At 72.7% G+C, this 21,851-nt stretch carries 18 protein-coding genes; 11 read left to right on the top strand and 7 right to left on the bottom strand.

Features of this window, described 5'->3' with window-relative positions:
- Positions 1 to 324 precede the first annotated feature (324 nt).
- From ACZ6SA_RS11230 to ACZ6SA_RS11220, 3 genes are all read left to right on the top strand, one after another.
- Positions 325 to 1,524 carry a hypothetical protein gene (locus tag ACZ6SA_RS11230; protein WP_465827645.1) on the top strand — a complete coding sequence of 400 codons (1,200 nt, stop codon included), beginning with the start codon at positions 325 to 327 and terminating at the stop codon, positions 1,522 to 1,524.
- A gap of 852 nt (positions 1,525 to 2,376) precedes the next feature.
- Positions 2,377 to 2,874, top strand: a complete 498-nt coding sequence (locus ACZ6SA_RS11225; protein ID WP_465827644.1) for a hypothetical protein — start codon at positions 2,377 to 2,379, stop codon at positions 2,872 to 2,874.
- A gap of 32 nt (positions 2,875 to 2,906) precedes the next feature.
- Complete coding sequence (locus ACZ6SA_RS11220; RefSeq protein WP_465827643.1) at positions 2,907 to 6,215, top strand: coiled-coil domain-containing protein; 3,309 nt, start codon at positions 2,907 to 2,909, stop codon at positions 6,213 to 6,215.
- 20 nt (positions 6,216 to 6,235) lie between these two features.
- Here ACZ6SA_RS11220 and ACZ6SA_RS11215 read toward each other — a convergent pair whose 3' ends face one another.
- The 5 genes from ACZ6SA_RS11215 to ACZ6SA_RS11195 all read right to left on the bottom strand — a co-directional run bounded on the left by ACZ6SA_RS11215 (position 6,236) and on the right by ACZ6SA_RS11195 (position 10,919).
- On the bottom strand, positions 6,236 to 7,243 hold the full coding sequence (locus ACZ6SA_RS11215) for a hypothetical protein (protein WP_465827641.1): 1,008 nt from the start codon (positions 7,241 to 7,243) through the stop codon (positions 6,236 to 6,238).
- 541 nt (positions 7,244 to 7,784) lie between these two features.
- Positions 7,785 to 8,876, bottom strand: coding sequence for a hypothetical protein (locus ACZ6SA_RS11210; RefSeq protein ID WP_465827640.1), 1,092 nt, complete (start codon positions 8,874 to 8,876; stop codon positions 7,785 to 7,787).
- Positions 8,860 to 9,177 (bottom strand): hypothetical protein, encoded by a 318-nt coding sequence (locus ACZ6SA_RS11205; RefSeq protein WP_465827639.1) that lies wholly within the window; start codon positions 9,175 to 9,177, stop codon positions 8,860 to 8,862. The genes ACZ6SA_RS11210 and ACZ6SA_RS11205 overlap by 17 nt, the downstream gene beginning before the upstream one ends.
- Positions 9,167 to 9,544 (bottom strand): YbaB/EbfC family nucleoid-associated protein, encoded by a 378-nt coding sequence (locus ACZ6SA_RS11200; RefSeq protein WP_465827638.1) that lies wholly within the window; start codon positions 9,542 to 9,544, stop codon positions 9,167 to 9,169. The genes ACZ6SA_RS11205 and ACZ6SA_RS11200 overlap by 11 nt, the downstream gene beginning before the upstream one ends.
- Before the next feature lie 91 nt (positions 9,545 to 9,635).
- Positions 9,636 to 10,919, bottom strand: a complete 1,284-nt coding sequence (locus tag ACZ6SA_RS11195; protein ID WP_465827636.1) for a citrate/2-methylcitrate synthase — start codon at positions 10,917 to 10,919, stop codon at positions 9,636 to 9,638.
- Positions 10,920 to 10,972: 53 nt separating this feature from the next.
- Here ACZ6SA_RS11195 and ACZ6SA_RS11190 point away from each other — a divergent pair, with 53 nt between their 5' ends.
- Positions 10,973 to 12,193, top strand: a complete 1,221-nt coding sequence (locus ACZ6SA_RS11190) for a LeuA family protein (protein ID WP_465827635.1) — start codon at positions 10,973 to 10,975, stop codon at positions 12,191 to 12,193.
- A 142-nt stretch (positions 12,194 to 12,335) separates the two neighbouring features.
- On the opposite strand, the gene ACZ6SA_RS11185 is transcribed toward ACZ6SA_RS11190, so the two are convergent.
- The gene (locus ACZ6SA_RS11185) at positions 12,336 to 13,622 is read right to left on the bottom strand and encodes an MFS transporter (RefSeq protein WP_465827634.1); all 1,287 of its coding nucleotides are present in this window, start codon (positions 13,620 to 13,622) and stop codon (positions 12,336 to 12,338) included.
- A 114-nt stretch (positions 13,623 to 13,736) separates the two neighbouring features.
- On the opposite strand from ACZ6SA_RS11185, the gene ACZ6SA_RS11180 reads away from it, so the two are divergent.
- Entirely contained in the window at positions 13,737 to 14,369 is a 633-nt protein-coding gene (locus ACZ6SA_RS11180; protein WP_347644186.1) for an HAD family hydrolase, read from the top strand.
- A 24-nt stretch (positions 14,370 to 14,393) separates the two neighbouring features.
- Here the strand turns inward: ACZ6SA_RS11180 and ACZ6SA_RS11175 are convergent, their stop codons facing one another.
- Positions 14,394 to 15,107, bottom strand: a complete 714-nt coding sequence (locus tag ACZ6SA_RS11175; RefSeq protein ID WP_347644187.1) for a GntR family transcriptional regulator — start codon at positions 15,105 to 15,107, stop codon at positions 14,394 to 14,396.
- Positions 15,108 to 15,309: 202 nt separating this feature from the next.
- Here ACZ6SA_RS11175 and ACZ6SA_RS11170 point away from each other — a divergent pair, with 202 nt between their 5' ends.
- The 6 genes from ACZ6SA_RS11170 to ACZ6SA_RS11145 are packed head-to-tail and all read left to right on the top strand — an operon-like array spanning position 15,310 to position 21,813.
- On the top strand, positions 15,310 to 16,335 hold the full coding sequence (locus tag ACZ6SA_RS11170; protein WP_347644188.1) for an autoinducer 2 ABC transporter substrate-binding protein: 1,026 nt from the start codon (positions 15,310 to 15,312) through the stop codon (positions 16,333 to 16,335).
- 7 nt (positions 16,336 to 16,342) lie between these two features.
- Positions 16,343 to 17,839, top strand: coding sequence for a sugar ABC transporter ATP-binding protein (locus ACZ6SA_RS11165; protein ID WP_465827632.1), 1,497 nt, complete (start codon positions 16,343 to 16,345; stop codon positions 17,837 to 17,839).
- The gene (locus tag ACZ6SA_RS11160) at positions 17,836 to 18,828 is read left to right on the top strand and encodes an ABC transporter permease (RefSeq protein ID WP_465827630.1); all 993 of its coding nucleotides are present in this window, start codon (positions 17,836 to 17,838) and stop codon (positions 18,826 to 18,828) included. Before ACZ6SA_RS11165 ends, ACZ6SA_RS11160 begins: the two co-directional genes overlap by 4 nt.
- 38 nt (positions 18,829 to 18,866) lie before the next feature.
- On the top strand, positions 18,867 to 19,808 hold the full coding sequence (locus tag ACZ6SA_RS11155) for an ABC transporter permease (RefSeq protein ID WP_465827629.1): 942 nt from the start codon (positions 18,867 to 18,869) through the stop codon (positions 19,806 to 19,808).
- Positions 19,805 to 20,767 (top strand): carbohydrate kinase family protein, encoded by a 963-nt coding sequence (locus ACZ6SA_RS11150; protein WP_465827627.1) that lies wholly within the window; start codon positions 19,805 to 19,807, stop codon positions 20,765 to 20,767. The genes ACZ6SA_RS11155 and ACZ6SA_RS11150 overlap by 4 nt, the downstream gene beginning before the upstream one ends.
- Positions 20,764 to 21,813, top strand: coding sequence for an ADP-ribosylglycohydrolase family protein (locus ACZ6SA_RS11145; RefSeq protein ID WP_347644193.1), 1,050 nt, complete (start codon positions 20,764 to 20,766; stop codon positions 21,811 to 21,813). Before ACZ6SA_RS11150 ends, ACZ6SA_RS11145 begins: the two co-directional genes overlap by 4 nt.
- The last annotated feature ends 38 nt before the right edge of the window (positions 21,814 to 21,851 follow it).

The following is a 21,851-nucleotide window of genomic DNA, read 5'->3' as shown; positions in this document are numbered from 1 at the left end:
CCGGTGCACTCGTAGAGCGGCGCGGCCGGGAACCCGCCGCGCGGTGTGGCCATCAGAGTCTCCCGAGGGGACCGTCGCCTTCGGGCGCCGCGACCGGGCACGCGGCCACCACGGAGGCGATCATCGCCGTGCCCCGATCACCTCGGAGCATGCGCGTCCGCACCGCTAACTCCCCGTATGCACAGTTACAGAGCTTTTGCCCCCGCCTTACCGGGCATCACCTTAGCGCTCAGCCGTCGCTTGCGCGTATGTACTCGCTGGTAGGGGCATGGGTTCGCCAGGAGACGGCGGAGAGTGTCGGTGCGAAGCCGTACCTTAGTCCCCGTGCCAGAACAGCCTCTGACCCTCGACGCCGTCCTCACCGACGAGGCGGTCCTGTCGACCTACCGCCGCATGTTCGCCGCGCTGGCCCGCGACAGCGGGGCGGTGGTCGACGATCCGGCCCTGGTCGACATCGCCGAGACGTTGTTCGCCGCGTTCGCCGAGGCGGGCGAGGAGTGGCTGACGCACGAGCAGATGCGCTTCGCCTGCCGGGCCCACCCCACCGACCAGTTCGACAACCGGCTGCGGGTGCTCAAGGGGCTCGGGGCGATCCGCGAGGTGTTCCCCAAGCCCAACCAGCTGCGTTACCGGGCGTCGTTCACCAGCGTGGTCGGGCTGATGTTCATCCGGCGGATGATGGACGACGGCGGCCAGTCGGAGATGCACCGGCTGCTCGCGCTCGAAGACCTCAACGTCGCCGACCCGCGCACCACGATGGAGGAGGCCGGGCAGAGCGCGGTCAACCTGACGCGGGCGTTCCGGCTGTGGGCGCTGGAGCTGATCACTCTCACCATGGGCACCATCGAGGAGCTGCGCGAGCAGGCGCCCAAGCTGTGGGGCACCGAGGAGATCGCGCGGCGCGCGCAGGGGCTGCACGGCACGATCCTGACCCGCTGGCCGCAGCTCGACCGGGTCTGCACCGACCTGCGCGCGGCGATCTACGCCTACAGCGACGCCTCGCGCCGGGCCGCCGGGCGGCTGGCCGACTCCGCGGGCACCACGCGCAACCTGACGCTGCTGCCGACCGAGACGTGGCGCACGTTCGCGCAGACCGCCTCCAGGGAGCAGCTGGCGGCGGTGCTCGACGGGGTCGTCTTCGACGCGCCCGCGCCCTGGCACGATCCCGCCGCCATCGCCCGCGCCGTCGACGAGGCGCCGCGGCCCGCGCCCGCCCAGCCCACTCCCCCGCGTTCCAACCTGCCCGATCCGGGGCCCGGCGACGCGCTCGACACCTCGCCCGACGCGGCCACGGAGCGGCTGACGCAGGTCGCCGAGTCGCTGCTGGGCGACGCCTCCCGGGTGGCGCTGGCCGACGTGCTCGGCTCCGACTGGCCGTCGGCGCGCCGCGTGCTCGCCGACCTGACGACGCTCGACCTGCGGCCCGAGCTGCCCTACCGGCTGACGTGGGCCGACGGGCTCACGATCGCCCCGGAGCGCGAGCCCGCCTGGTTGTCCCACGGCTATCTGGAGCGCGCCCGATGACCGAAGACGCGGCGATGGCGCACGTGCGGGCACGATCCACCGGGCCGCTGCGGCTGAGGGCAGGGGCCGTCCCGCCGCCGGGGATGGCGCGGCTGACGCGCCCCGACTCCACCGGGCAGGCGCTGCCGGTGTGGCCCGACGGGGTGACGCCCTCCCTGCTGGACGAGCACCAGGTCGCTCCCCTGCCAGTGGAGCGCTCCGGCGAGACCCGGCGGGTGCTCGCCGCCGTGCTCAAATGTTGCTGGACCGACCTGTCCGCCGACCCGTGGCCGGGCCGTCCCGCGCCGGTGGAGCTGGTGCTCGACACCTACCGCGCGCTGATCGGCCGCACCGACGACCTGATGCGCAACTGGGCGGTCGGCGCGCTGCGCCGCCTGCACGACTCGGCCTGGATCGTCATGGACGACGGCGTCGTCTGCCCGGGCCCGCGCTGCGCTCTCTGGCCGGTCGAGTCCCATGCCCAGCTGCAGGAGCTGGTCCGGCGGCTGCCCGAGCCCGAGCGCCCAGAGCTGACCGTGGTGGGCGATGCCGACATCGTGGCCGCCGCCTCGGAAAGCGCGCCGGAGCCGGCGGCGGAGCCAGGAGGCCGGGTCGAGGCAGGCGCGGCGGAGTTCGACGACCTGCTGAGCGGCTACGACGAGCGGCGTCGGGCGGAGCTGGTGGCGGCGTTCATGGTGGTGGAGCACGCGGCAGAGCCGGTGCAGGAGGCTCGCTTCGCCGCCCTGCGCGACCCGGCGCTGCGGCACACGGTGGGCGAGATGCGCCCGGCGCGGCCGTACACTCGTCCAGCACCGCGAACGCTGGATCTCCGGCTACGACGACGCCTGCGCCGCCGCCCTCACCGTGTCCACCGTGCCCACCTCGGGCGTCGAAATCGGCGTCGGTGGTGCCGGAGCCGTCGAGGTGCCCGCCCAGGCCGAGCCGGCGGACCGTGGCGAGGGCGCGCACGCCCGGGGAGACGCGCACCTCGCCGAGGCGGGGGCGCGGCTCGGGGTGAGCGAGCGGGCCGTGCTGACGCTCGTCCTGGTGCACTCCGTGGCGATCCCGAGGGCCGAGGGGCTGCTGCCCGAGGACAGCTGGCTGTCACCGCACCCCACGCCGGTCGACGAACTGCGCCGCCACACCCAGCTGCCGATCGGCGAGCTGGAGGCGGCGTTGCGGGCGCTGCGGCAGGCGGGGCTGCTGGGCCAGGTGAAGGCCGGTGAGGAGGCGGGCGGCTACGTGCCGGGGCCGCAGTTCCACCGGCTCACCCCGGCGGCTCGGCGCCGCCTGCAGGAGGAGCTGATCCTGGCCGCGGGGCCGAGCACCCCGCTCGCGGCGGCCGTACGCGCGCGCAGGTCAGCGCGGTGAAGATGACGGATGCAAGGGTAACGGGGGTACGAGTGTCGCAGGTGGAGAACGTCGTCGGAGACCGCGTGCTGATCGCCGTGCAAGCGGTCAACATCTCGCGGCTCTCGACCCATCCGGTGCCCACCGTGCCCGGCACGCTCATCGTCGTGGCCGGCGCCGGGCCCAAAGACTCCAACGGCGCCGGCAAGTCATCGTTCATCGCCTCGATCACGGCGCTGCTCGGTGATGAGCAGTGGCGATTCGCGTCGGGCGCGAAGGCGGTGTCCGAGTTGCTGTTCAACGCCGAGCTGGCCAGCGGCGCCGGGTCCCGCCAGTGGGCGAGCGCCGACCACGGCTACATCGTGGGCGTGTTCGGGCCGCCCGGCATGGACGGCTTCGCACCGGCGGACCACGGCGCCGCTTCGACGGCCCACGCCCCGGAGACCGGGGCGGCGTCCGGCGCTCCGGACGACGCCGCATCCGGCGGCCCGGTCCCCCGCCGTGCCGCATCAGAAGGCCCGGTGTCCGACCTCTCCGTGACCGCGGACGCCGGGTCCGGCAGCTCCGCCTCCGGAGGGGAGGCGGCGTTCGTTCTCGGGGATCCCGGAGCGGGCGCGGAGTTGTTCGAGGTGCCCGACACCTCGGGCGGGGCGCTCACCGTGTGGCTCAAGGTCAACCAGGAGGCGCCCCACCTGGAGATCAGGTGGCGGGAGGGTGTGCACCTGGCGGCGTCCCCGTCGGAGGCCGAGCGGGTGGCTCGCGCCGACGAGATCTGGGCGTCGCTGCCGAAGTCGGCCGGGCGGCGCGACGTCGTGGCCCGCGACCTGACCAAGGTGCTCTACGGCGACCGGGTCAGGTGCGTGTCGTTCCTGTCCACGTCCGTGCGCAGCAAGGTCGCCACCAACCTGCTCTCCCAGCCGCTCAACGAGATCTCCCCCGAGCGTGTCTTCGAAGCCATCGCCGCGCTCACCGGCCTGGACGCCGAGCTGGAGCAGGAGCGGGAGGCCCGGCGCGACGAGCACGCCAGGCGGGTGCGCGCGGCGCGGGCCGCCGATCGGCTGGCCGAGTTCGAGTCGGAGTCGAAGGCGTTGCTGACCACGTTCGACCGGCGCGACCAGGCCAGGGTGCGGCTGGCGGGCGCGTTGCGGTGCTGGCGGGGCAGGCTGGCGCGCAAGCTGGCCGACGCCGCGGGCAAGGACGACGTCCTGGCCGCCGGCCTCCAGCGGCACGTCGCGGCGGAGGAGGCCGCGGCCGGGTCGATCGCCATGGTCAAGGCGGAGATCACGACCCTGCGGGAGGACACCCTCGACCGGCAGGTCTCCCAGGCGCGCAAGGAGCTGGCGGCGATGCAGGCGCGGGCCGCGAAGCTGGACGCCGACCGCGCGGTGGCGGAGAACTCCGCCGACGAGCTGCGCGGGCTGATCCCGGCGCTGGAGGAGAGCCGCAGGTTCGCGGACGGGCGTGACGTGCCCGCGGCCGAGCGGGAGCTGCGGGAGGCGCGGCTGCGGCTGAACGAGGCGCTCAAGGCGCTCGGGGTGGCCGACCAGGAGGTGTCGTCCGCTCAGGCGGCGCTCGACGATGCCGAGGGCGGACCGGCTGCGGCCCAGCTCGACGCGCTGACGGCGGCGGGGATCGGCGCGACGGGCCTCCTCGACGCCCTCGACGTGGCCGAACAGGCCCGCGACTCCGCGAGCCCCGCCCAGGAGTCCGCCCAGGAGTCCGCCCAGGAGTCCGCACGGCAGAAGGCGCCGGACGCCGCCGGAGATCTGGGCGCCGCGCTCAAGGCGCGTTATGGCAAGGCCGGCGGGCAGCAGGACGGGCGGCCGGGGGCGGTCCCGCTGGGCGAGCTGCGGGGGTGGCCGAACGAGCATGCGGTGATCGTGGACGCGGCGCACCTCGACGACGCCGCCGCGGCCCTGGCGGAGCTGCCGGGTTCGGTGCTGGTGAGTGCCGCGGGGGTGAGCGTCGTCGGCGCGTTCGACGGGGTGGCGACGGGGCGTGAGGCCCGCATCAAGGCCGCCGAGCAGCGGCTCAACCGGGCGAAGGACGTCCAGGAGACGGCCGCGCAGGCCGTGCACGACGGGGAGGAGTCCGTCGCCGAGGCGCAACGCCGTCTGGAGGGGGCCAGGGCGGGGGTGCGCCTGGACGAGCTGGAGGCGAAGCTGGCCGAGCGCCGGGCCGGGCTCGGCGAGCTCAATTCCGCCATCGAGGAGCTCGCGCCGAAGGTCGCCGAGGCCGAACGCCAGGCGGGGGCGCTGGACTTCCGCGCCCGCACCCGGGACATGGAGATCGAACGCCTCGAGGGGCGGCGGCAGCGGCACGAGGCCGAGCGGGCGCAGGCCCGTGACCAGGCGGCGAAGGTCACCGCCGAACGCGAGTCGCTCAAGCTCGACGCGCTGGCCGCCGACTGGGGCGGCACGGTCGAGACGGCCCGCGAATGGCTGGCGGCGCTGCCGGAGGAGGAGCGGCCCCGTACGACCGAGGAGTGGTGGCGGATCGCCGAACGCCACCTCGACCAGGCGTTGCGCGACACCTTCCCCGAGGACGACGCGGAGGTCCCCGAAGAGCTGCGGTTCCTGCTGGAGGAGCGGGGCGGGAGCACGGCGCGGGAGCAGGCGACGTTCGCGGCGGTGTGCGGGTCGCTGGCCTCCTACCTTCGAGGTCAGGAGGAGTACGAACGCCACCAGCGCCGGCAGATCGAGGCCCAGCTGGTCTCCAGGCAGCGCGACCTGGCGGCGGCGGCCAGGGGGGCCGAGGAGGCGGCGCAGTCCACGGCCGTGCACCGGGCCGCGCTGACGGCCGCGATCAGGGCGCGGCTGACGCGGGTGGCCGAGGAGTTCGAGAAGCTCGACACCTCGTACGGCGGCTACGGCGCGACGCTCGAGTTCCCGGTGCCTCCCGCGCCCGCCGATCCCGAGCAGCGCTGGCAGTGGCGGGTGACGCCGAAGTGGCGGCGCGGCGAGGGGCAGGGGTTCGTGCCCTACAACCGGCGGGCCAACACCGCGCTCATGGACGAGAAGGCGGTCAAGCTGGTGTGCGCGGCGGCCATCGCCTCGTCCGGAGGCGGGCATCTGTGCCTGGTGCTCGACGAGCTGGGGCGCAACCTGGGCAAGGAGCACCGCAGGGAGGCGGTGGCGCTGTTCAGGAGGATCGGGGAGACGTACGGCATCACGGTGATCGGGGCGCTGCAGGACGACATGGAGCCGTACGCGATCGACGCCTGCGGCCAGTACATCAAGTTGCGGCGCTCGTCCGACGCGATGCCGTACAACGAGCCGCCGGTGATCGTCGGGCACGACCAGCACGGCGAGCGCGTGCGGGCGCTCGCCGCGTACGTGGACCGCGGTGTCCCGCCGAGGTGAGCGCTGTGCCGGCCGGACTGTCAGCCAAGTCGGGAGAACCGGCGCCTCAAGTCGCTCACCTCGCGGCGCAGATTCTGCAGGTCGGACGCGTCCAGCCCGTTCGCCCTGGCGATATCGTCCACCCGGCGGCCGGCGTCGTCCAGATGTCTGCCGCCAAGCCCGAGCTCTGATTCGATCCGTTGCCGCGACGCGGCCTGCTGCCGGAGGCGCTGCTTCATCCAATCGTCAAGATACGGATGGTCCGCCAGCGGTTGCCCAGCGAGTCGCCTTCTCTCTACTTCGCTGATCTCTCCGCGCCCATACGCGCCCCTCAGCCTGACATCGAGGGTCATCTTGGCGTCCTGCTCGTGCTTTTGTGCCTGTGCCAATCCTTTTTCGGCGCGGACGATGATGGACCTGGCTTGTCGGATGGACTCCCCGGCACGGTCCTGTGCCTGCGTGGCCTTGGACTGCGCCGCCGTGAGGGGATGTTGTCCCGTCCCCCGCTGCGTGGCGGACGCGGTCCGGGTGGCCGCCGGCTGCCCGGTGGCCGGCGGCTTGGCGGGCGTGCCCCTGAGCCGCTGGGCGAGCTTGGTGTAGATCCGTCCGATGAACCGGGTGGCGGTGAGCAGCCACTGCTGCATGCGCTGGGCGACCGGCCGCAGCAGCGGCCTGATCAGCGCCCGTCCCTGCGGCGTGAGAGCGGCCAGGCCCGCGATCCCGGCCAGCCCGACGAGTATCCGGCCGGCCCATTTGACCGCGGTCCACGCGACCTGCGCGGCGCCCGCTCCGAGCGAGGCGAGCTGCGCCTGGGCGGTGCTGCGCCGCAGCACGCCCGCCTGACCCGTCACGTGCCCGGCCAGCGCGTCCGTCGCGGCGCCGGTGTTCGCACCCCCGAGCCGGAACGCGCGCACGCCATCGCCGGCGACCGACGCCTGCGACCGGCCCAGCGACTCCAGAACCCCGGCCTGGCGTTCCAGCTCGGCGGTGTCCGGCGGGCGCGGAACACCCAGCAGGCCGAAACCGGCCTCTTCAAGCCCGGTGGCCATGGTCGGCCCTCACCTCTCCCATCGCCGCCGCCTCCGCCTGCGCGTTCGTCGCCGCCATCAGCGCCTGGCCCTGCCCCGTCCCGCCCGCACGGCCGCGACGACGTGACCCGCCAGTTCGTGCGACCCGAGACGCTTCCCCCACGGATCCAGGCCTCAGCCTGGCCGGCACGCCGTCTCCTCCGACGATCGCCCCGACCAGACCAGCGGCGACCTCCCCGGCTCCGGTGTGCGGGTCGTCCTCAGGCAGCGCACGCACGTCATCCCTCCACCTTGAACGGTTTTGACACATCCGAGTCAACAGATTAAACCCGCCCCAGGTGCGCATGACTACTCGGCACCAGCCCTCACACGATGGTGGCCCCGGTGCCTGCGATCAGGGCGCACAGCTGGCCCAGCCGGTAGGAGACCTCAGAGACCACGGTGAGCGCCGCCATGAAACCCGACACCGATCAAGGTGAACGCGAGCATCACGGCCCGCTGGGTCACACGTTCCGGCGCGTGTCCTGGATCCTGAAGGGACCCTTGACGTCCATGCGGCTGGTCACACGATCCGGTACATCTGCTGGATGTCGAACGGGCCGTTGATGTCCATGCGGGTGGTGAACGCGCGGTCGGCCAGCTCGGCGCGCTGGAAGGTCAGCTCGCTCACCTGATGCCGCATGCCGTTCAGGTCTGAGGCGTCCAGCCCGTTCTCCCTGGCGATCTTGAGCCCTTCGTTCACGCGCCGCCGGGCGTCGTCCAGGTGACCGGCGGTGTGCCGGCTGAGCTGCGTCTCGATCTGTTGCAGCCGTTCTCCCTGCTGCCGCAGGTTCCATCTGGACATCTCGTCGAGATACGGGTGGTTCGCCAGCCCCTGTGCGTCGAGCCGGGCCCTGGTGGCGGCGTCGGTCCCGTAGCGGGAGTACGCGGCCCTGAGCGTGTCTCTCGCGTCACGCACGTGCCTTTCGACCTGGCTCAGCCGTTCGCCGGCCCGGTCCAGGCTCATGGTGGCCTGGTTCGCCGAGATCCTGGCGCGCGTGGCCTGGGCCTGTGCCTGCGTGAGGGCCCGCCGGCCGGCCGACGTTTGCATCGGGCCACGCTGGTAGGCAGGCGGGTGCGCAGGGGGAGGCGGGTACGCAGGACGCGGAGGAACCGCCGGCGCTTTGGCGGGCGTGCCCCTGAGCCGCTGGGCGAGCTTGGTGTAGATCCGTCCGATGAACCGGGTGGCGGTGAGCAGCCACTGCTGCATGCGCTGGGCGACCGGCCGCAGCAGCGGCCTGATCAGCGCCCGTCCCTGCGGCGTGAGAGCGGCCAGGCCCGCCATCCCGGCCAGCCCGACGAGCATCCCGCCCGCCCATTTGACCGCGGTCCACGCGACCTGCGCGGCGCCCGCTCCGAGCGAGGCGAGCTGCGCCTGGACGGTGCTGCGCCGCAGCACGCCCGCCTGACCCGTCACGTGCTCGGCCAGCGCGTCCGTCGCGGCGCCGGTGTTCGCACCGCCGAGCCGGAACGCGCGCGCGCCGTCGCCGGCGACCGACGCCTGCGCGCGGCCCAGGGACTCCAGAACGCCGGCCTGGCGTTCCAGCTCGGCGGTGTCCGGCGGGCGCGGAACACCCAGCAGACCGAAACCGGCCTCCTCAAGCCCGGTAGCCATGATCGGCGCTCACCTCTCCCATCGCCGCCGCCTCCGCCTGCGCGTTCGTCGCCGCCATCAGCGCCTGGCCCTGTCCCGTCTCACCTAGCCCGGCGATCACCTCCGCGGAGCCGCCGAACAGCGCGACCAGGTAGTCCTGGTAGGGGCCGGCGAAGTCGGGGTAGGGCAACGGGCCCGTGCTGCCCGCCACCTGCCCCCGGAAGCCCTCGTGGACCTGCTGCTGCTCGTCCGTCAGCGTACGGAAGTGCCGGGCGGACGCTTCGCGGCCGGCGACGTCCCAGGTGATCTCTTCATCTGTCATCACGGTGCATCTTTCCTGAGGGCGGATCGTCCAGGCGGCGCAACATCTCTTCCAGACTGGACGTCAACCGGGCGAAATCGCTGGCCGCCTGGGCTTCCATGTCGTTGACGCGGCGGATGAACTCCTCCGTGTCCGGGCCGTCCTCCGCGGGCGTGGCGGGCTCGGCGACCCGCGCCAGCCGATCCTGCTGCGCCGCCCGCACGGCGGCGACGATGTGGCCGGCCAGTTCGTGCGACCCGAGGCGCATCGCCCGCGGGTCCAGCTTCAGCCTGGTCAGCAGGCCGTCCTCACCGACGGCCGCCCTGACCTGACCACCGGCCGCCTCCCCCGCTCCGGTGGGCGGATCGTCCTCAGGGGCCGCTCGCACGTCATCACTCCAGTCTGGTTGCTCACCTTTGGCACATCTGGTTCATAGGCATTAAACCCGTCCTGATCGCTGCATGACCACCCGGCCGACGTCAGGTGATCGGCGGGCCGGTGTAGGAGGCGCGCAGGCGGAGGAGGGTGCCGCGCTCGTACTCCTCCATGGCGTGCGCGAGCCAGCCCGCCGCCCTGGCGACCGCGAAGATCGCCTCGCCCGCGCCGCTCACCATGCCGCTGACGGCGGCCAGGATGGCGAGGGAGAAGTCGATGTTGCGCTCGGGCAGCCGCCTGCGGCGCATCTCGGCCAGCACGGCCTGTCCCGCGGCGATCCGCTCGTGCTCCGGCGCGGCCTCCTTGACCAGGTCCAGCAGGGCACCGCCGCGGCCGTCGCCGTTGGTGTAGACGCTGTGGCCGAAGCCGGGGACACGTTCGCCGCGGCGCAGGCGATCGGTGATCGCGCGCGCGGCCTGGCGTGGCTCGGCGACCTCGGCGAGCAGGCGCTCCGCGCCGTACGAAGCACCGCCGTGCAACGGGCCGCCCAGCACGCCGAGGCCGGTCAGGACCACGGCGTACGGGTCCGCCCGCGCGGAGGCGGCGACCCTGGCGGCCAGCGTGGAGGCGGCCAGTTCGTGGTCGGCGAGCAGCACCAGCGCCGCCTGGAGGGCGTGGAGCAGGCCGGGAGCGGGCGGCGCCGGGCACAGGCGGGACCACAGGCGCTGGGCGATCGACTCGCCCTGGGGCTCGCTGAGCCGCGGCATGGCGTCGACCAGGCCGGCGATCAGGCGGCGGCCCGTGTCGCTCACGGAGGCGGGATCGAGCTGGTGGCGGAGGGGGTCGGAGGCGCCCAGCACGGTGGCGATCACCTGGAGGCGATCGAGCGGCAGCAGGTCCTCCGGCAGCCCTTGCTGGGCGGCGACGGCGGCCCGCAGCGCCTGCGGCTCGCACCGCCACACCGCGCCGCCGGAGGGCGCCGCAGGCTCCTCGCCGTGACCGCCGCTTCCCGCAGGGGAGCCGGCGGGTGCGGGCCGCTGGCGCGGGAGGGCGGGGCCGGCGGTCCAGAGCCATGCGGCGACCGTCTCGAAGCCGCTGGTCGCGGCGAGTTCCAGCACGTCGCGCCCCCGGTAGTAGGGCCGGTCGACGCCGAGGGCGGTGACGGCCGACTCGATCACGAGCTCGGGCGGCTGGTTGCGGGGGCGGCCGCGGCGGGCGAGGCGTTCGACCTCCTCGGCGGAGAAGAGGCTGCGCCGCCCGTCGTCGCCGTGCCGCCGGCGCAGCACTCCCCTGCTCACGTACGCGTACAGCGTGGCGGGTTTGACGCCGAGCCGTTCGGCGGCCGTGGCCGCGTCGATCCACTCCATCGCGGGGAAGCCCTCCGGCATGTTGACGAAAATCAATATTGATACACGTTGAGCAACCATGTCAACGTGAGGGCATGCCCAACGTTCATTTCCTTGATGTCACCAACCGGGACGGCGTGCAGACCGCACGCACCGGCCTGTCGAAGTTCGGCAAGACCATGGTCAACTTCTATCTGGCCAGGCTCGGCGTGGCTCAGTCCGAGATCGGTTTCCCGTTCCTCTTCCACGAGGTCCCGTACGTCAGGGCGCAGGTGGCGCTGGCCGAGGCCGGGGCGTTCGGTGAGCTGCGGCTGTCCGGCTGGTGCCGGGGCGTGCCGCAGGACGTGGAGAAGGCGGCGCCGCTCGGGCTGAAGCACTACAACCTGTCCATCTCGACGTCCGACTACATGATCCAGAACAAGTTCCGCGGCCGCCTGGACAGGGAGGCGATCCTCAGGGAGATGGCGGCCGCGGTCCGCGCGGCCAAGGCCGGGGGCGCGCTGACCGTGGGGGTGAACGCCGAGGACGGCTCGCGTACGGACGACGCCTTCCTGCTGGAGTTCGCCCTGGCGGCCAAGGAGGCGGGCGCCGACCGCGTGCGCTACTGCGACACGATCGGCGGTGACACGCCCGGCCGGATCCGCGAGCGCTTCGCCGAGCTGGCCGCGGCGACCGCGATGCCGGTCGAGACCCACTGCCACAACGACCTCGGCATGGCCGTGGCCAACTCGGTCTCGGGCGCTCTGGGCGATCTCGACGCGGGGCAGGACGCGTGGATCAACACGTGCGTGAACGGCGTCGGCGAGCGCTCGGGGAACGCCGACCTGCTCTCCACCATCCTGGCCTTCGAGCACGGCTTCGGGCTCGACGCCGAGATCGGCGACGCGCTCGACCTGTCGTGGGCCCGCAGGTTCGGGTTGTGGGCGAGCTACGCGCTGGGGCAGCCGCTGCCGTACAACCAGGTGGGGGTGGGGCGCAACGCGTTCGCGCACGAGTCGGGCATCCACGCCGACGGCGCGCTGAAGGACCACGGCAACTACGAGCTGTACGACGAGGCGACGCTGGGGCCGTTCCCCGAGGACTGGCACGCGAGGAGCGGGCGGGTGGTGCTGACCGGCGAGTACGGCGGCAAGGCCGGGTTCGGGCACGTCATGGACGGGCTGGGGATCGAGACGCCCGACGAGGAGCTGGCCTTCCGGCTGGTGCAGCTCTGCAACGCGATGACGGGCAGGCCGCTCACGGACGACGAGCTGCGCCTGATCGGGGCGTACCCGCGGGAGCTGGCTCTGCTCTTCCCGGGTTACGAGAGCGGTTGAGGCGTTCCGGCCGCGCTGACTTCACGGGCTGACTCCTTCAAGCGGCCCGTGAAGTCAGCGCGGCCGTGGGCGCCACGGCTCTGTTCGACCGCCGTGTTGATGACCCTCATGTTACCGAGCCCGCCGCCGCGATTTGTTGGTTTCATAGGGATTCGTCGCCCGTCTCGGGCAGGGCGAGCAGGCAGAGCAGGCTCAGCAGCGCCATCGCCGACACGTAGCCGCCGACCGCCAGCGCTCCCATGCCGCCGGCCTGCATGCCGGTGGCGACCAGCGGCGGCACCGCGCCGCCGAGCACACCGCCGAGGCTGTAGGCGACGGACGCGCCGCTGTAGCGGTATTCGGTCCTGAACAGCTCGGGCAGGTACGCCCCCATCGGCCCGAAGATCAATCCCATCAGCGCCAGCGCCCCGGCCAGCGCAAGGCCGGTGAGGAAGACGGACCTGGTCTCCATCAGCGGGAACATCACCAGTCCCCACACAACGGCCACGCCGGTGCCCGCGATCAGGGTGCGGCGCCGGCCCAGCCGGTCGGAGACCATCGCCGAGACCACAGTGCCCGCCGCCATGAACACGACGCCGATCATGGTGAGCGCGAGCATCGTGGTCTTCGGGATCTCCAGCTCGCTGGTCCCGTACGCCAGGCAGTAGGTGGTGGCGGTGTAGAAGAGCGTGTACGCGATGGTCATGGCGCCGGCGCCGAGCAGCACCCGCCGCCACTGCTGCCGCATGAGCCCGGCGAACGGCACCTTGGCGATGCGCCGCTGGTCCATGGCCTTCTGGAAGACGGGCGTCTCGGAGATCTTCAGCCGTACGTAGAGACCGACGATCACGAGCAGCAGGCTCGCCACGAACGGCAGCCGCCACCCCCAGCTCCCGAACGCGTCGTCGCTGAGCGTCTCGCCGAGCACGAGGAACAGCCCGTTGGCCACGATGAAGCCGACCGACGGGCCGAGCTGCGGGAACATCGCGTAGAGCCCGCGCTTGCCGGGCGGCGCGTGCTCGGTGGCCAGCAGCGCCGCCCCACCCCACTCGCCGCCGAGGCCGATGCCCTGCGTGAACCGCAACAACACCAGCAGCACGGGCGCCATGACGCCGATCGCCGCGTATCCGGGCAGCAGCCCGATCGCCACCGTTGACAGGCCCATCACCAGCAGCGACACGACGAGCATGGACTTGCGGCCGATCCGGTCGCCCCAGTGCCCGAACACCGCCGAGCCGAGCGGGCGCGAGATGAAGGCGACGGCGAACGTCGAGAACGACGCCAGGGTGCCCGCCACCGGGTCGAGGTCGGGGAAGAAGGCGGCGTTCAGCACGAGGGCCGCGGCGGTGCCGTAGATGTAGAAGTCGTAGAACTCGATCGCGGTGCCGATGAGGCTGGCTGCCGCGACCCTTGACCTGCTGGGGGCCACGGTCTGGGGGGATGTCGTCATACGGGTCTCACTATGCGGACGGGCGTCTTGTGAAGCGATACGCGAACGCTATCACCTGGCGCTATGTCACATCAGATAGGTTCGTAGCCGGACCTCCCCGGGAAAGGAGCAGGCTTGGCCATCGACCTGGTCATCTTCGACTGCGACGGCGTGCTCGTGGACAGCGAGCCCATCGCCACGCGCGTGGGCACCGCCGCGCTGCGGCGTCTGGGCTGGACGATCGACGAGGCGGAGTACGCCGAGCGTTTCGTGGGCTGCACCAACGAATACTGGGCCGAGCAGGTCGGCGAGACGCCACCGGGCTGGCGCGAGCAGCTCAACGCCGAGCACAAGGCCGCGATGATGGCGGAGCTGCGGGCCATCGAGGGCATCGAGGCGGCGATCGACCAGCTCACGGTGCCGGCCTGCGTGGCCTCCAACGGCCGGCACACCACGATCCGCCGCAGCCTGGAGCTCACGGGGCTGGCCAAATGGTTCGACGGACGGGTGTTCAGCGCCGAGGACGTGGCCAGGGGCAAGCCGGCGCCCGACCTGTTCCTGCACGCGGCGGACACGATGGGGGTGCCGCCGGAGCGGTGCGTGGTGGTGGAGGACAGCCCGTTCGGGGTGACGGCGGCGATGAGCGCGGGCATGCGCTGCCTGGCCTACGCCGGCGGCTTCACCCCCGCCGGCCGCCTCGCGGGCCTGGGCGCCACGCTCTTCCACGACCCGGCGACCCTGCCGCGGCTGATCACGTCGCTCGGCTGAGCAGACGTCACAGGCGCGCCGCCGTCAGGCGCGGAGCTTGACCACGTACCGGTAGCGGTCACCGCGGGCGGCCGACCGGGTGTATTCGACGGGCCTGCCCGCGCGGTCATAGGTCCACCGCCTGATGACGATGATCGGGCTGCCGACCGGGACGTCGAGGACACGGGCCTCGCGCTCGTCGGCGGCCTCGGCGTGGATGCTCTCCGTGGCCTCGGCGACCCTGATGTCGAGGTCTTCCGCGAGTGAGGCGTACAGGGACTGGCGGCGGGTCAGGGCCTCCGGGTCGATCCGCGAGCCGATGCGGTCGGGAAGCCACGAGTCGAGCAGGGCGAAGGGCGAGCCCGAGCCCGTCCGCACCCTGCGGACCAGCCAGGCGACCTCGGAGGGGAGGAACCCGAGGATCTCCAGGGGAGGGCTGGGGTCGAGGCGCACCTCGACCTCGGTGATGCCCGGCTGCAGGCCCAGGTCGCGCAGGAGCACGGTGAAGCTGCGCAGGTTGCCGAGGGAGTGGCTGATGCCGAGGTCGGCGTTGACGTAGCTGCCGGATCCGCGGCGCCGGGTGATCAGGTTGGCCGCGGCGAGGTGGTTCAGCGCCACCCGCACGGTGTTGCGGCTGACGCCGTACTCGTCGGTGAGCGCCTCCTCCGACGGCAGGCGCTGCCCCGGTTTGTAGCGGCCTTCGAGGATGTGCGTGCGCAGCGAATCAGCCACGATCTCGTGCGCATGGCGCTTGGTCATGCGGGCCCATCTCCCCTCGCTCGCGAACCCGGCGCAGACCGAAGTACCAGTCAACCAGCTCCATGCACAACATATACCAACAACATCCAGATTTGTACCTACAACTCTTGACACTCGTTGGTACTAATTCTTACGGTGGCCGCGTCGGGCGAATAAGGGGGCGCGCCTACAGACCTGTCCGTTCGTCTCCTCGGGATGCGATATGCGAAACATCAGTGCCGGGCTCGTGGCCATCTGCACGGCCGTCGCCCTGGCGGCCTGTTCGACCGTGGGAGGGCCGGCCGGCCAGAGCGCCGCTCCCAGCACCGGTGACGGCGAGGGGCCCAAGGTGGCCTTCGTCTCCCAGGTGGAGGGCGTACCCTACTTCTCCGCCTTCAAGGAGGGCGCGGAGAAGACGGCGAAGTCGCTCGGCATGTCGTACACCCAGGCGGGGCCCTCCACCGCGGACGCCACCGAGCAGCTGCGCATCTTCAACAGCCTCGTCCAGCAGGGCTACGACGCGATCGCGGTGTCCCCGCTCGACCCCCGGTCGATGAACCCGGCGATCGCGGCCGCGCGGAAGAAGGGCATCGTCGTGGTCACCTCCGACGCCGACGCGCCCGACAGCGAACGCCAGGTGTTCGTGCAGCAGGCCTCCGACGCCGCGCTCGGCGCGACCGTGATGGACGAGATCGCCAAGGCCATGGGCGGCACGGGCAAGTACGGCATCGTGTCGGGGGCGGCCGACACGCAGACGTTCAACAGCTGGGTGGCCGAGGCGCGCAAGCGGCAGGAGTCCACCTACTCCGCCATGGAACTGGTGGGCGGCGTGCGCTACACCACCGACACCGCGCAGGCGCTCAAAGAGGCGCAGGACCTGATGACCGCCTACCCCGATCTCAAGGCGATCATCGCGGTGCCGTCGACCGCGGTCCCCGGAGTGGCGCAGGCCGTCCAGAACGCCGGCAAGACGGGAAAGGTGGCGGTCTCCGGTTTCGGTTCGCCGCGGACGGCGCGCCCGTACGTCGAGTCCGGGGTGATGAGCTCCACCGTGCTCTGGGACGTGCCGAACCTGGGCGTGCTGACCGTCTGGGCGATGAAGCAGCTCATGGACGGCAAGGAGTTCGCCCCGAAGAACACCGTGCCGGGGCTGAAGGACCCCGTCGAGTATTCCGCGGCGACCACGACGCTCGTCATGGGCCCGCCGATGGTCTTCACCAAGGCGAACATCGCCCAGTATGACTACTAGGAGCGACGTGCGGCCCATCCTCTCGGTGTCCGGCCTGTCCAAGAGCTTCGGAGCCACCACCGCACTCGACGACGTCGGCTTCACGCTGGGGGCGGGCGAGCGGCTCGCGGTGCTCGGTGAGAACGGCGCCGGCAAGTCCACCCTCATCAAGATCATCGCTGGCGTGTATCCGCCCGACGGCGGCGCGATGGTGCTCGACGGCGCACCGCACCGGCCGGCCTCCCCGGGGGGCGCGCTGGCCGGCGGCGTCAGCGTCGTCTACCAGGAGCCGTCGTTCTTCCCCCGGCTGTCGGTGCTGGAGAACCTCTACGTCGGCCGCGAGCCCCGCGACCGCGCGGGCCAGGTCGACTGGCGCCGGATGCGCGGGAGGGGCGAGGAGCTGTTCCGGCGGCTCGACGTCCCCGTGGAACTGCTGACCCGGCGCATGGACGCGCTCAGCCTGGCCGAACAGCAGCTGGCGCTGATCGCCCGGGCGGTCGACGTCGAAGCCAAGGTGCTGATCCTGGACGAGCCCACCTCGATCCTGACCGACGCCGAGGTCCGCAGGTTGTTCCTCATCGTGCAGCGGCTCTCCGAGGCCGGGGTGGGCGTGTTGTACATCACCCACCGCTTCGAGGAGCTCGAGCACGTCGCGGACCGGTTCATCGTCCTGAAGGACGGCAGGCTCGCCGGCGACCTGCCCGCCTCGGAGGCCGACCACGACAGGATCCTGGAGATGATGTCCGGCCGACCGGTCAACTCCGCCATCAGCCGCTCACCCGCCCGGCCCGGGCCGGTCATGCTGGAGACCTCGGGGCTCACCGTGCCGGGAGCCGTGTCGGACGTCGACCTGACCGTGCGCGGCGGCGAGGTGGTCGGCCTGTATGGACTCGTCGGAGCCGGGCGTACCGAGCTGGCGCTGACCGTCTTCGGCGTGCTGCGCCCCAGCGCGGGAACCATGCGGGTGGACGGCGAGCCGCACACGCCGCGCGGCCCGCGCGACGCCATGGCCCGCGGCATCGCCTACCTGCCGGAGGACCGCAAGACGCTCGGCATCTTCCCCGGCATGGACACCCTCAGCAACATCACGGCCGTCAAGCTGCCGGACCTGCTGGGCCGGCTCGGCGTCATCCGCCGCGCCGAGGAGCGCGAGCTCGCGACCTCGTGGATCGACCGGCTGCGCATCAAGGCCCCGTCACCCGCCTTCCCCGTCACCGGCCTGTCCGGCGGCCACCAGCAGAAGACGCTGTTCGCCCGGCAGCTCGCCACAGAACCCAAGATCCTCATCCTGGACGAGCCGACCCGGGGCATCGACGTGGCCACCAAGACCGACATCCAGCAGCGCCTCGTCGAGGTGGCCCGCGACGGCACCGCGGTGCTGGTCGTCTCCAGCGACCTGCCGGAGCTCCTCGCCGTCTCCGACCGCGTCTACGTCATGCGGGAGGGCCGCATGGCCGCCGAGCTGAGCGGCGACGACCTGACCGAGGACGCGGTGCTGCGCGCCACGATGGGGGTGAACCGGTGACCACGACCACCGTCCCCTCCGCGTTCGCGCCCTCCGCGCGGATGCTGGTCCTCCTGCGCAACGCGCTGCTGCCGATCCTCCTGATCGCGGAAGTGATCTTCTTCACCGTGGCCGCCCCCGGCTTCCTGTCCGCGGCCAACCTCGCCAACGTGGTGATCAACTCGGCCGACCTGGCGCTGCTGGCCGCCGGCGTGACGCTGGTCGTCCTGCTGGCCGGAATCGACGTGTCCGTCGGGCCGATGCTCGGCGTGGTCGCGTGGGTCGGCGCCACGCTCGTCGTCGCCGGCATGCCGCCCCCGCTCGTCGTCGTGATCTCCGTGCTGCTCGGCGGCGCGCTCGGCGCGATCAACGGCGGCCTGGTCGTCGGCGGGCGGATCTCCCCCATCATCACCACGCTGGGCACCGCCGCCGTCTTCAAGACCGTGCTGTTCGTCCTCTGGAACAGCACCGACGTCTTCGCCGGCCCCGTCGTGCCCGCGCTCGGCCCGGCCCGCGCCGGCGGAATCCCCCTGGTGGGCCTGGTCGTGCTGGCCGTGTTCGGCGTGCTGGCGTACGTGCTGCGGCACCGGGTGTTCGGCCGGCGACTGTTCGCCATCGGCAACGACGCGGAGGGCGCGCGGCTGCTCGGCGTACCCGTCGGCCGGACGGCGTTCGCGGCGTACGTGCTCGTGGGCGTCCTCGTCGGCGTCGCGGCGCTCATCTACGTGGGCAGGGTGGGCGTCGTCCAGGCCACGGCCGGCAACGAGCTCACCCTCCCCGCGATCGCCGCCGTGGTCGTCGGCGGCACCAGCATCCTCGGCGGTGAGGGCGGCGTGCTGCGCACCCTCGGCGGCCTGGCCTTCATCGCGCTGCTGCAGAACGGCGTCGTCCTGATGGGCGTGCCGCCCTTGTGGAACGGCGTGCTGGTCGGGGCGGCCGTCGCCCTCGCGGTGGCCTTCGACGTGCTGACCCGGCGCACCCTCGACAAGCGGATCGGAGCGAAGAAATGACAACGGGAGCCCTGCCCCGGCGGTCCATGCGGGACCGCGTGAGCGATCGCAGGGTGTTCCTCGCCGTGCTCATCGTCGCCCTCGGCGCGCTGATGAGCCTGCTGTCGCCGTACTTCCTCGAGGTGGGCAACCTGCTGGCGATGACGCAGTACGGCGCGGTCATCGGCCTGCTGGCCCTCGGCGTGTCGCTGGTCATCCTCGGCGGCCGGGGCGGCATCGACCTGTCCGTCGGGTCCGCGCTGAGCCTGTCGGGCATCGTCATGGGCCTGCTCGCCCAGAACCTCGGGCTCAGCCCGTGGCTGGCCGCGCTGGTGACCGTCGCCTTCGGCGCGCTGCTCGGCTCCGTCAACGGCTTCATGATCGCCCGGCTGGGCCTGCCCCCGCTGATCGTCACGCTGAGCACGCTCTTCCTGTACGGCGCGCTCGCCCAGGTGCTGACCCACGGAGGCCAGCTCGGCGGGTTCAACCGGGAGGGCTTCGCCGCCCTCGGGCAGACCGCGATCCTCGGCGTGCCCGCGCAGGTGCTCCTGGTGCTGGCTCCCGCGTTCGCCGTGGCCATCTGGGCGCAGAACCGCACCGCCTTCGGCCGGCGGCTGCACCAGATCGGCACCAGCGACCGGGCCGCGGCCCTGGCCGGGGTCGACGTGGACAAGCTCAGGTTCCGGCTGTACTGCCTGTCCGGCGCGCTGGCCGCGCTCGGCGCCGTGGTGACCAACGCGTGGCTGCTCACGGCCCGGCCCAGCGCCGGCCTCGGGATGGAGCTGCAGGCGATCACCATCGCGGTGCTGGGCGGCATCCACATCTTCGGCGGCCGCGGGCACCTCAGCGGCGTCCTGCTGGCGCTCGTCGTCGTGGTGGTGCTGTCCTGGGGGCTGCAGCTGGCCCAGGTCGGCAACTCCGTGCAGACCGGCATCCTCGGCCTGGTCCTGGTCGGCGCCGCCCTGCTGAACAACCTCCTCAGCCGGAGGGCTCCCGGATGACCGCCACGAACCCGCGGCCGCTGGACGTGCTGGCGGTCGGAGACGCCAGCGTCGACTACTTCGTCCGGGTGCCCCACATCGCCACCGCCGACGGCAAGGCGATCGGGCGGCTGCTGAGCATCCAGGGCGGGGGCATGAGCGCCAACCTGGCCGCCGCCGCGCGGTTCGCCGGAGCCCGCAGCGGCCTGGTCACCGCCGTAGGCTCCGACGAGCCCGGCCGCCAGGCGCTGGACCGGCTGGCCGCCCACGGCGTGGACGTCTCCGCGAGCGTCACCGTCGCCGGCGGGCACACCTGGTTCTGCGTGGTCCAGCTCGACGACACCGGCGAGAAGTCCCTCGTCGGAGCGGTGACCGAGGTCAAGATCCCGGCCACGGGACAGGTTTCCGACGACCTGCTCCGTACGGCGCGGGTCGTCGCCCCGCTGGCCGACGACCTGGACTGGGCGCTCGACCTCGCCACCCGGGCCCGAGCGAACGGCGCGGCCGTGGCCGTCGACCTCGAACCCGACGCCGTCACCGGGCGCCTGGACAGGACGCTCGACCTCGCCCACGCCAGCGACCTCGTCTTCTGCAACCAGGGCGCGGTCGAGGTGCTGGCCGGCGGCGACCCCGGGCGCTGCGCCGAGCTGCTCATCTCCGCCGGCGCGTCCGTCGTCGTGGTGACCGGCGGGCGCAACGGCGCGGCCTGCCACAGCCGGGACGAAAGCTGGCACGCGCGCGGGCCGGAGGCCGAGGTCGTCGACACGACCGGCGCCGGAGACGCCCTGGCCGGGGCGTTCACCGGGTCCTGGATCCTCGGGCGCTCCCTCGCCGGCAGCCTGCGCGCCGGCGTCGCCACCGCCTCCCTCTGCGTGGGCCGCCTCGGCTCGCGCGCCTACCTCGACGCCGGCACCGGCCTCGAGACGTCCCTGCGGAACGTCACCCTCGACGCCGCACCCCGTCCACAAGGAATCCGATGACCACACTTCTCGACCGCATCCACGGCAGCCTGGCCGCCGCCTGCATCGCCGACGCCCTCGGCGCGCCCACCGAGGAACGCTCCATCCCGGAGATCCGGGAACTGTTCGGCCGCAGGGTCGAGAGCTTCCACGCGCCGCTGCCCGACGCGCCGTACGCGGTCGGGCGCGGGCCGGCCCAGATCACCGACGACTCCAGCCAGATGTTGCTGCTCGCCGAGGCGTTCGCCGAGCACGACGGGGAGGTCACCCCCGAGGTCATGGCGCGCCTGCTCATCGGCTGGTCAGGCAACCCCTCCTACTATCCCCACTTCGCCGGCCCGACCACGCGCAAGGCCATCGAACGCCTCAAGGCCGGGGACGACCCCTGGGAGGTGGGCAAGGCGGGACGCGTCATGAGCGAGGGCGCCAGCAACGGCGGCGCCATGAGGGTCGCCCCCGCCGGCCTGGTGCACCCCGGTGACGTCGAGGGCGCCGTCCGCGCGGCACACCTGACGTGCGTGCCGAGTCACCACACGAACATCGGCGTCGCCGGAGCCGCGGCCATCGCCGCCGCGACCGCCGCCGCCTGCGTGGACGGCGCCGACCTGTTCCAGGTCGTACGGGCGGCGCGGCGCGGCGCCGAACTCGGCGAGGCCCTCGGCGGCGAGCAGGGCCGGCACGTCCCCGGCCCCTCCGTCGCCCAGCGCATCGACCTCGCCGTCACGCTCGCCGTGCAGTCCCGCGACCTGGACGACGCCATCGAGCGGATCGCCTCCGTCATCGGCACCGGCCTGCCCGCGGCCGAGGCCTGCCCGGCGGCCATCGGCCTGCTGGTGGCGGCCGGCGGCGACCCGTTCCGGACCGCGGTCGCCGCTGCCACCGCGGGCGGCGACTCCGACACGGTCGGCTGCATGGCCGCCGCGGTCGCGGGCGCGCTCAACGGCATCGCCGCGGTGCCCGCCGCGGCGGTCGCCCGGGTGGAGGAGGCCAACGGGCTCGACCTGTCCCGCGTGGCCGCCCGGCTGGCCGCCGTCGCCCGCCCGGTCCCCGTGGGCAGCGGGACATGAGCCCAGCCCGGCGCCGCCCGGCGCCGGGCTGGGGGACG

This window comes from Nonomuraea sp. NPDC049378, from assembly GCF_055586745.1.
This window is presented reverse-complemented; position numbering and strand designations above follow the sequence as displayed.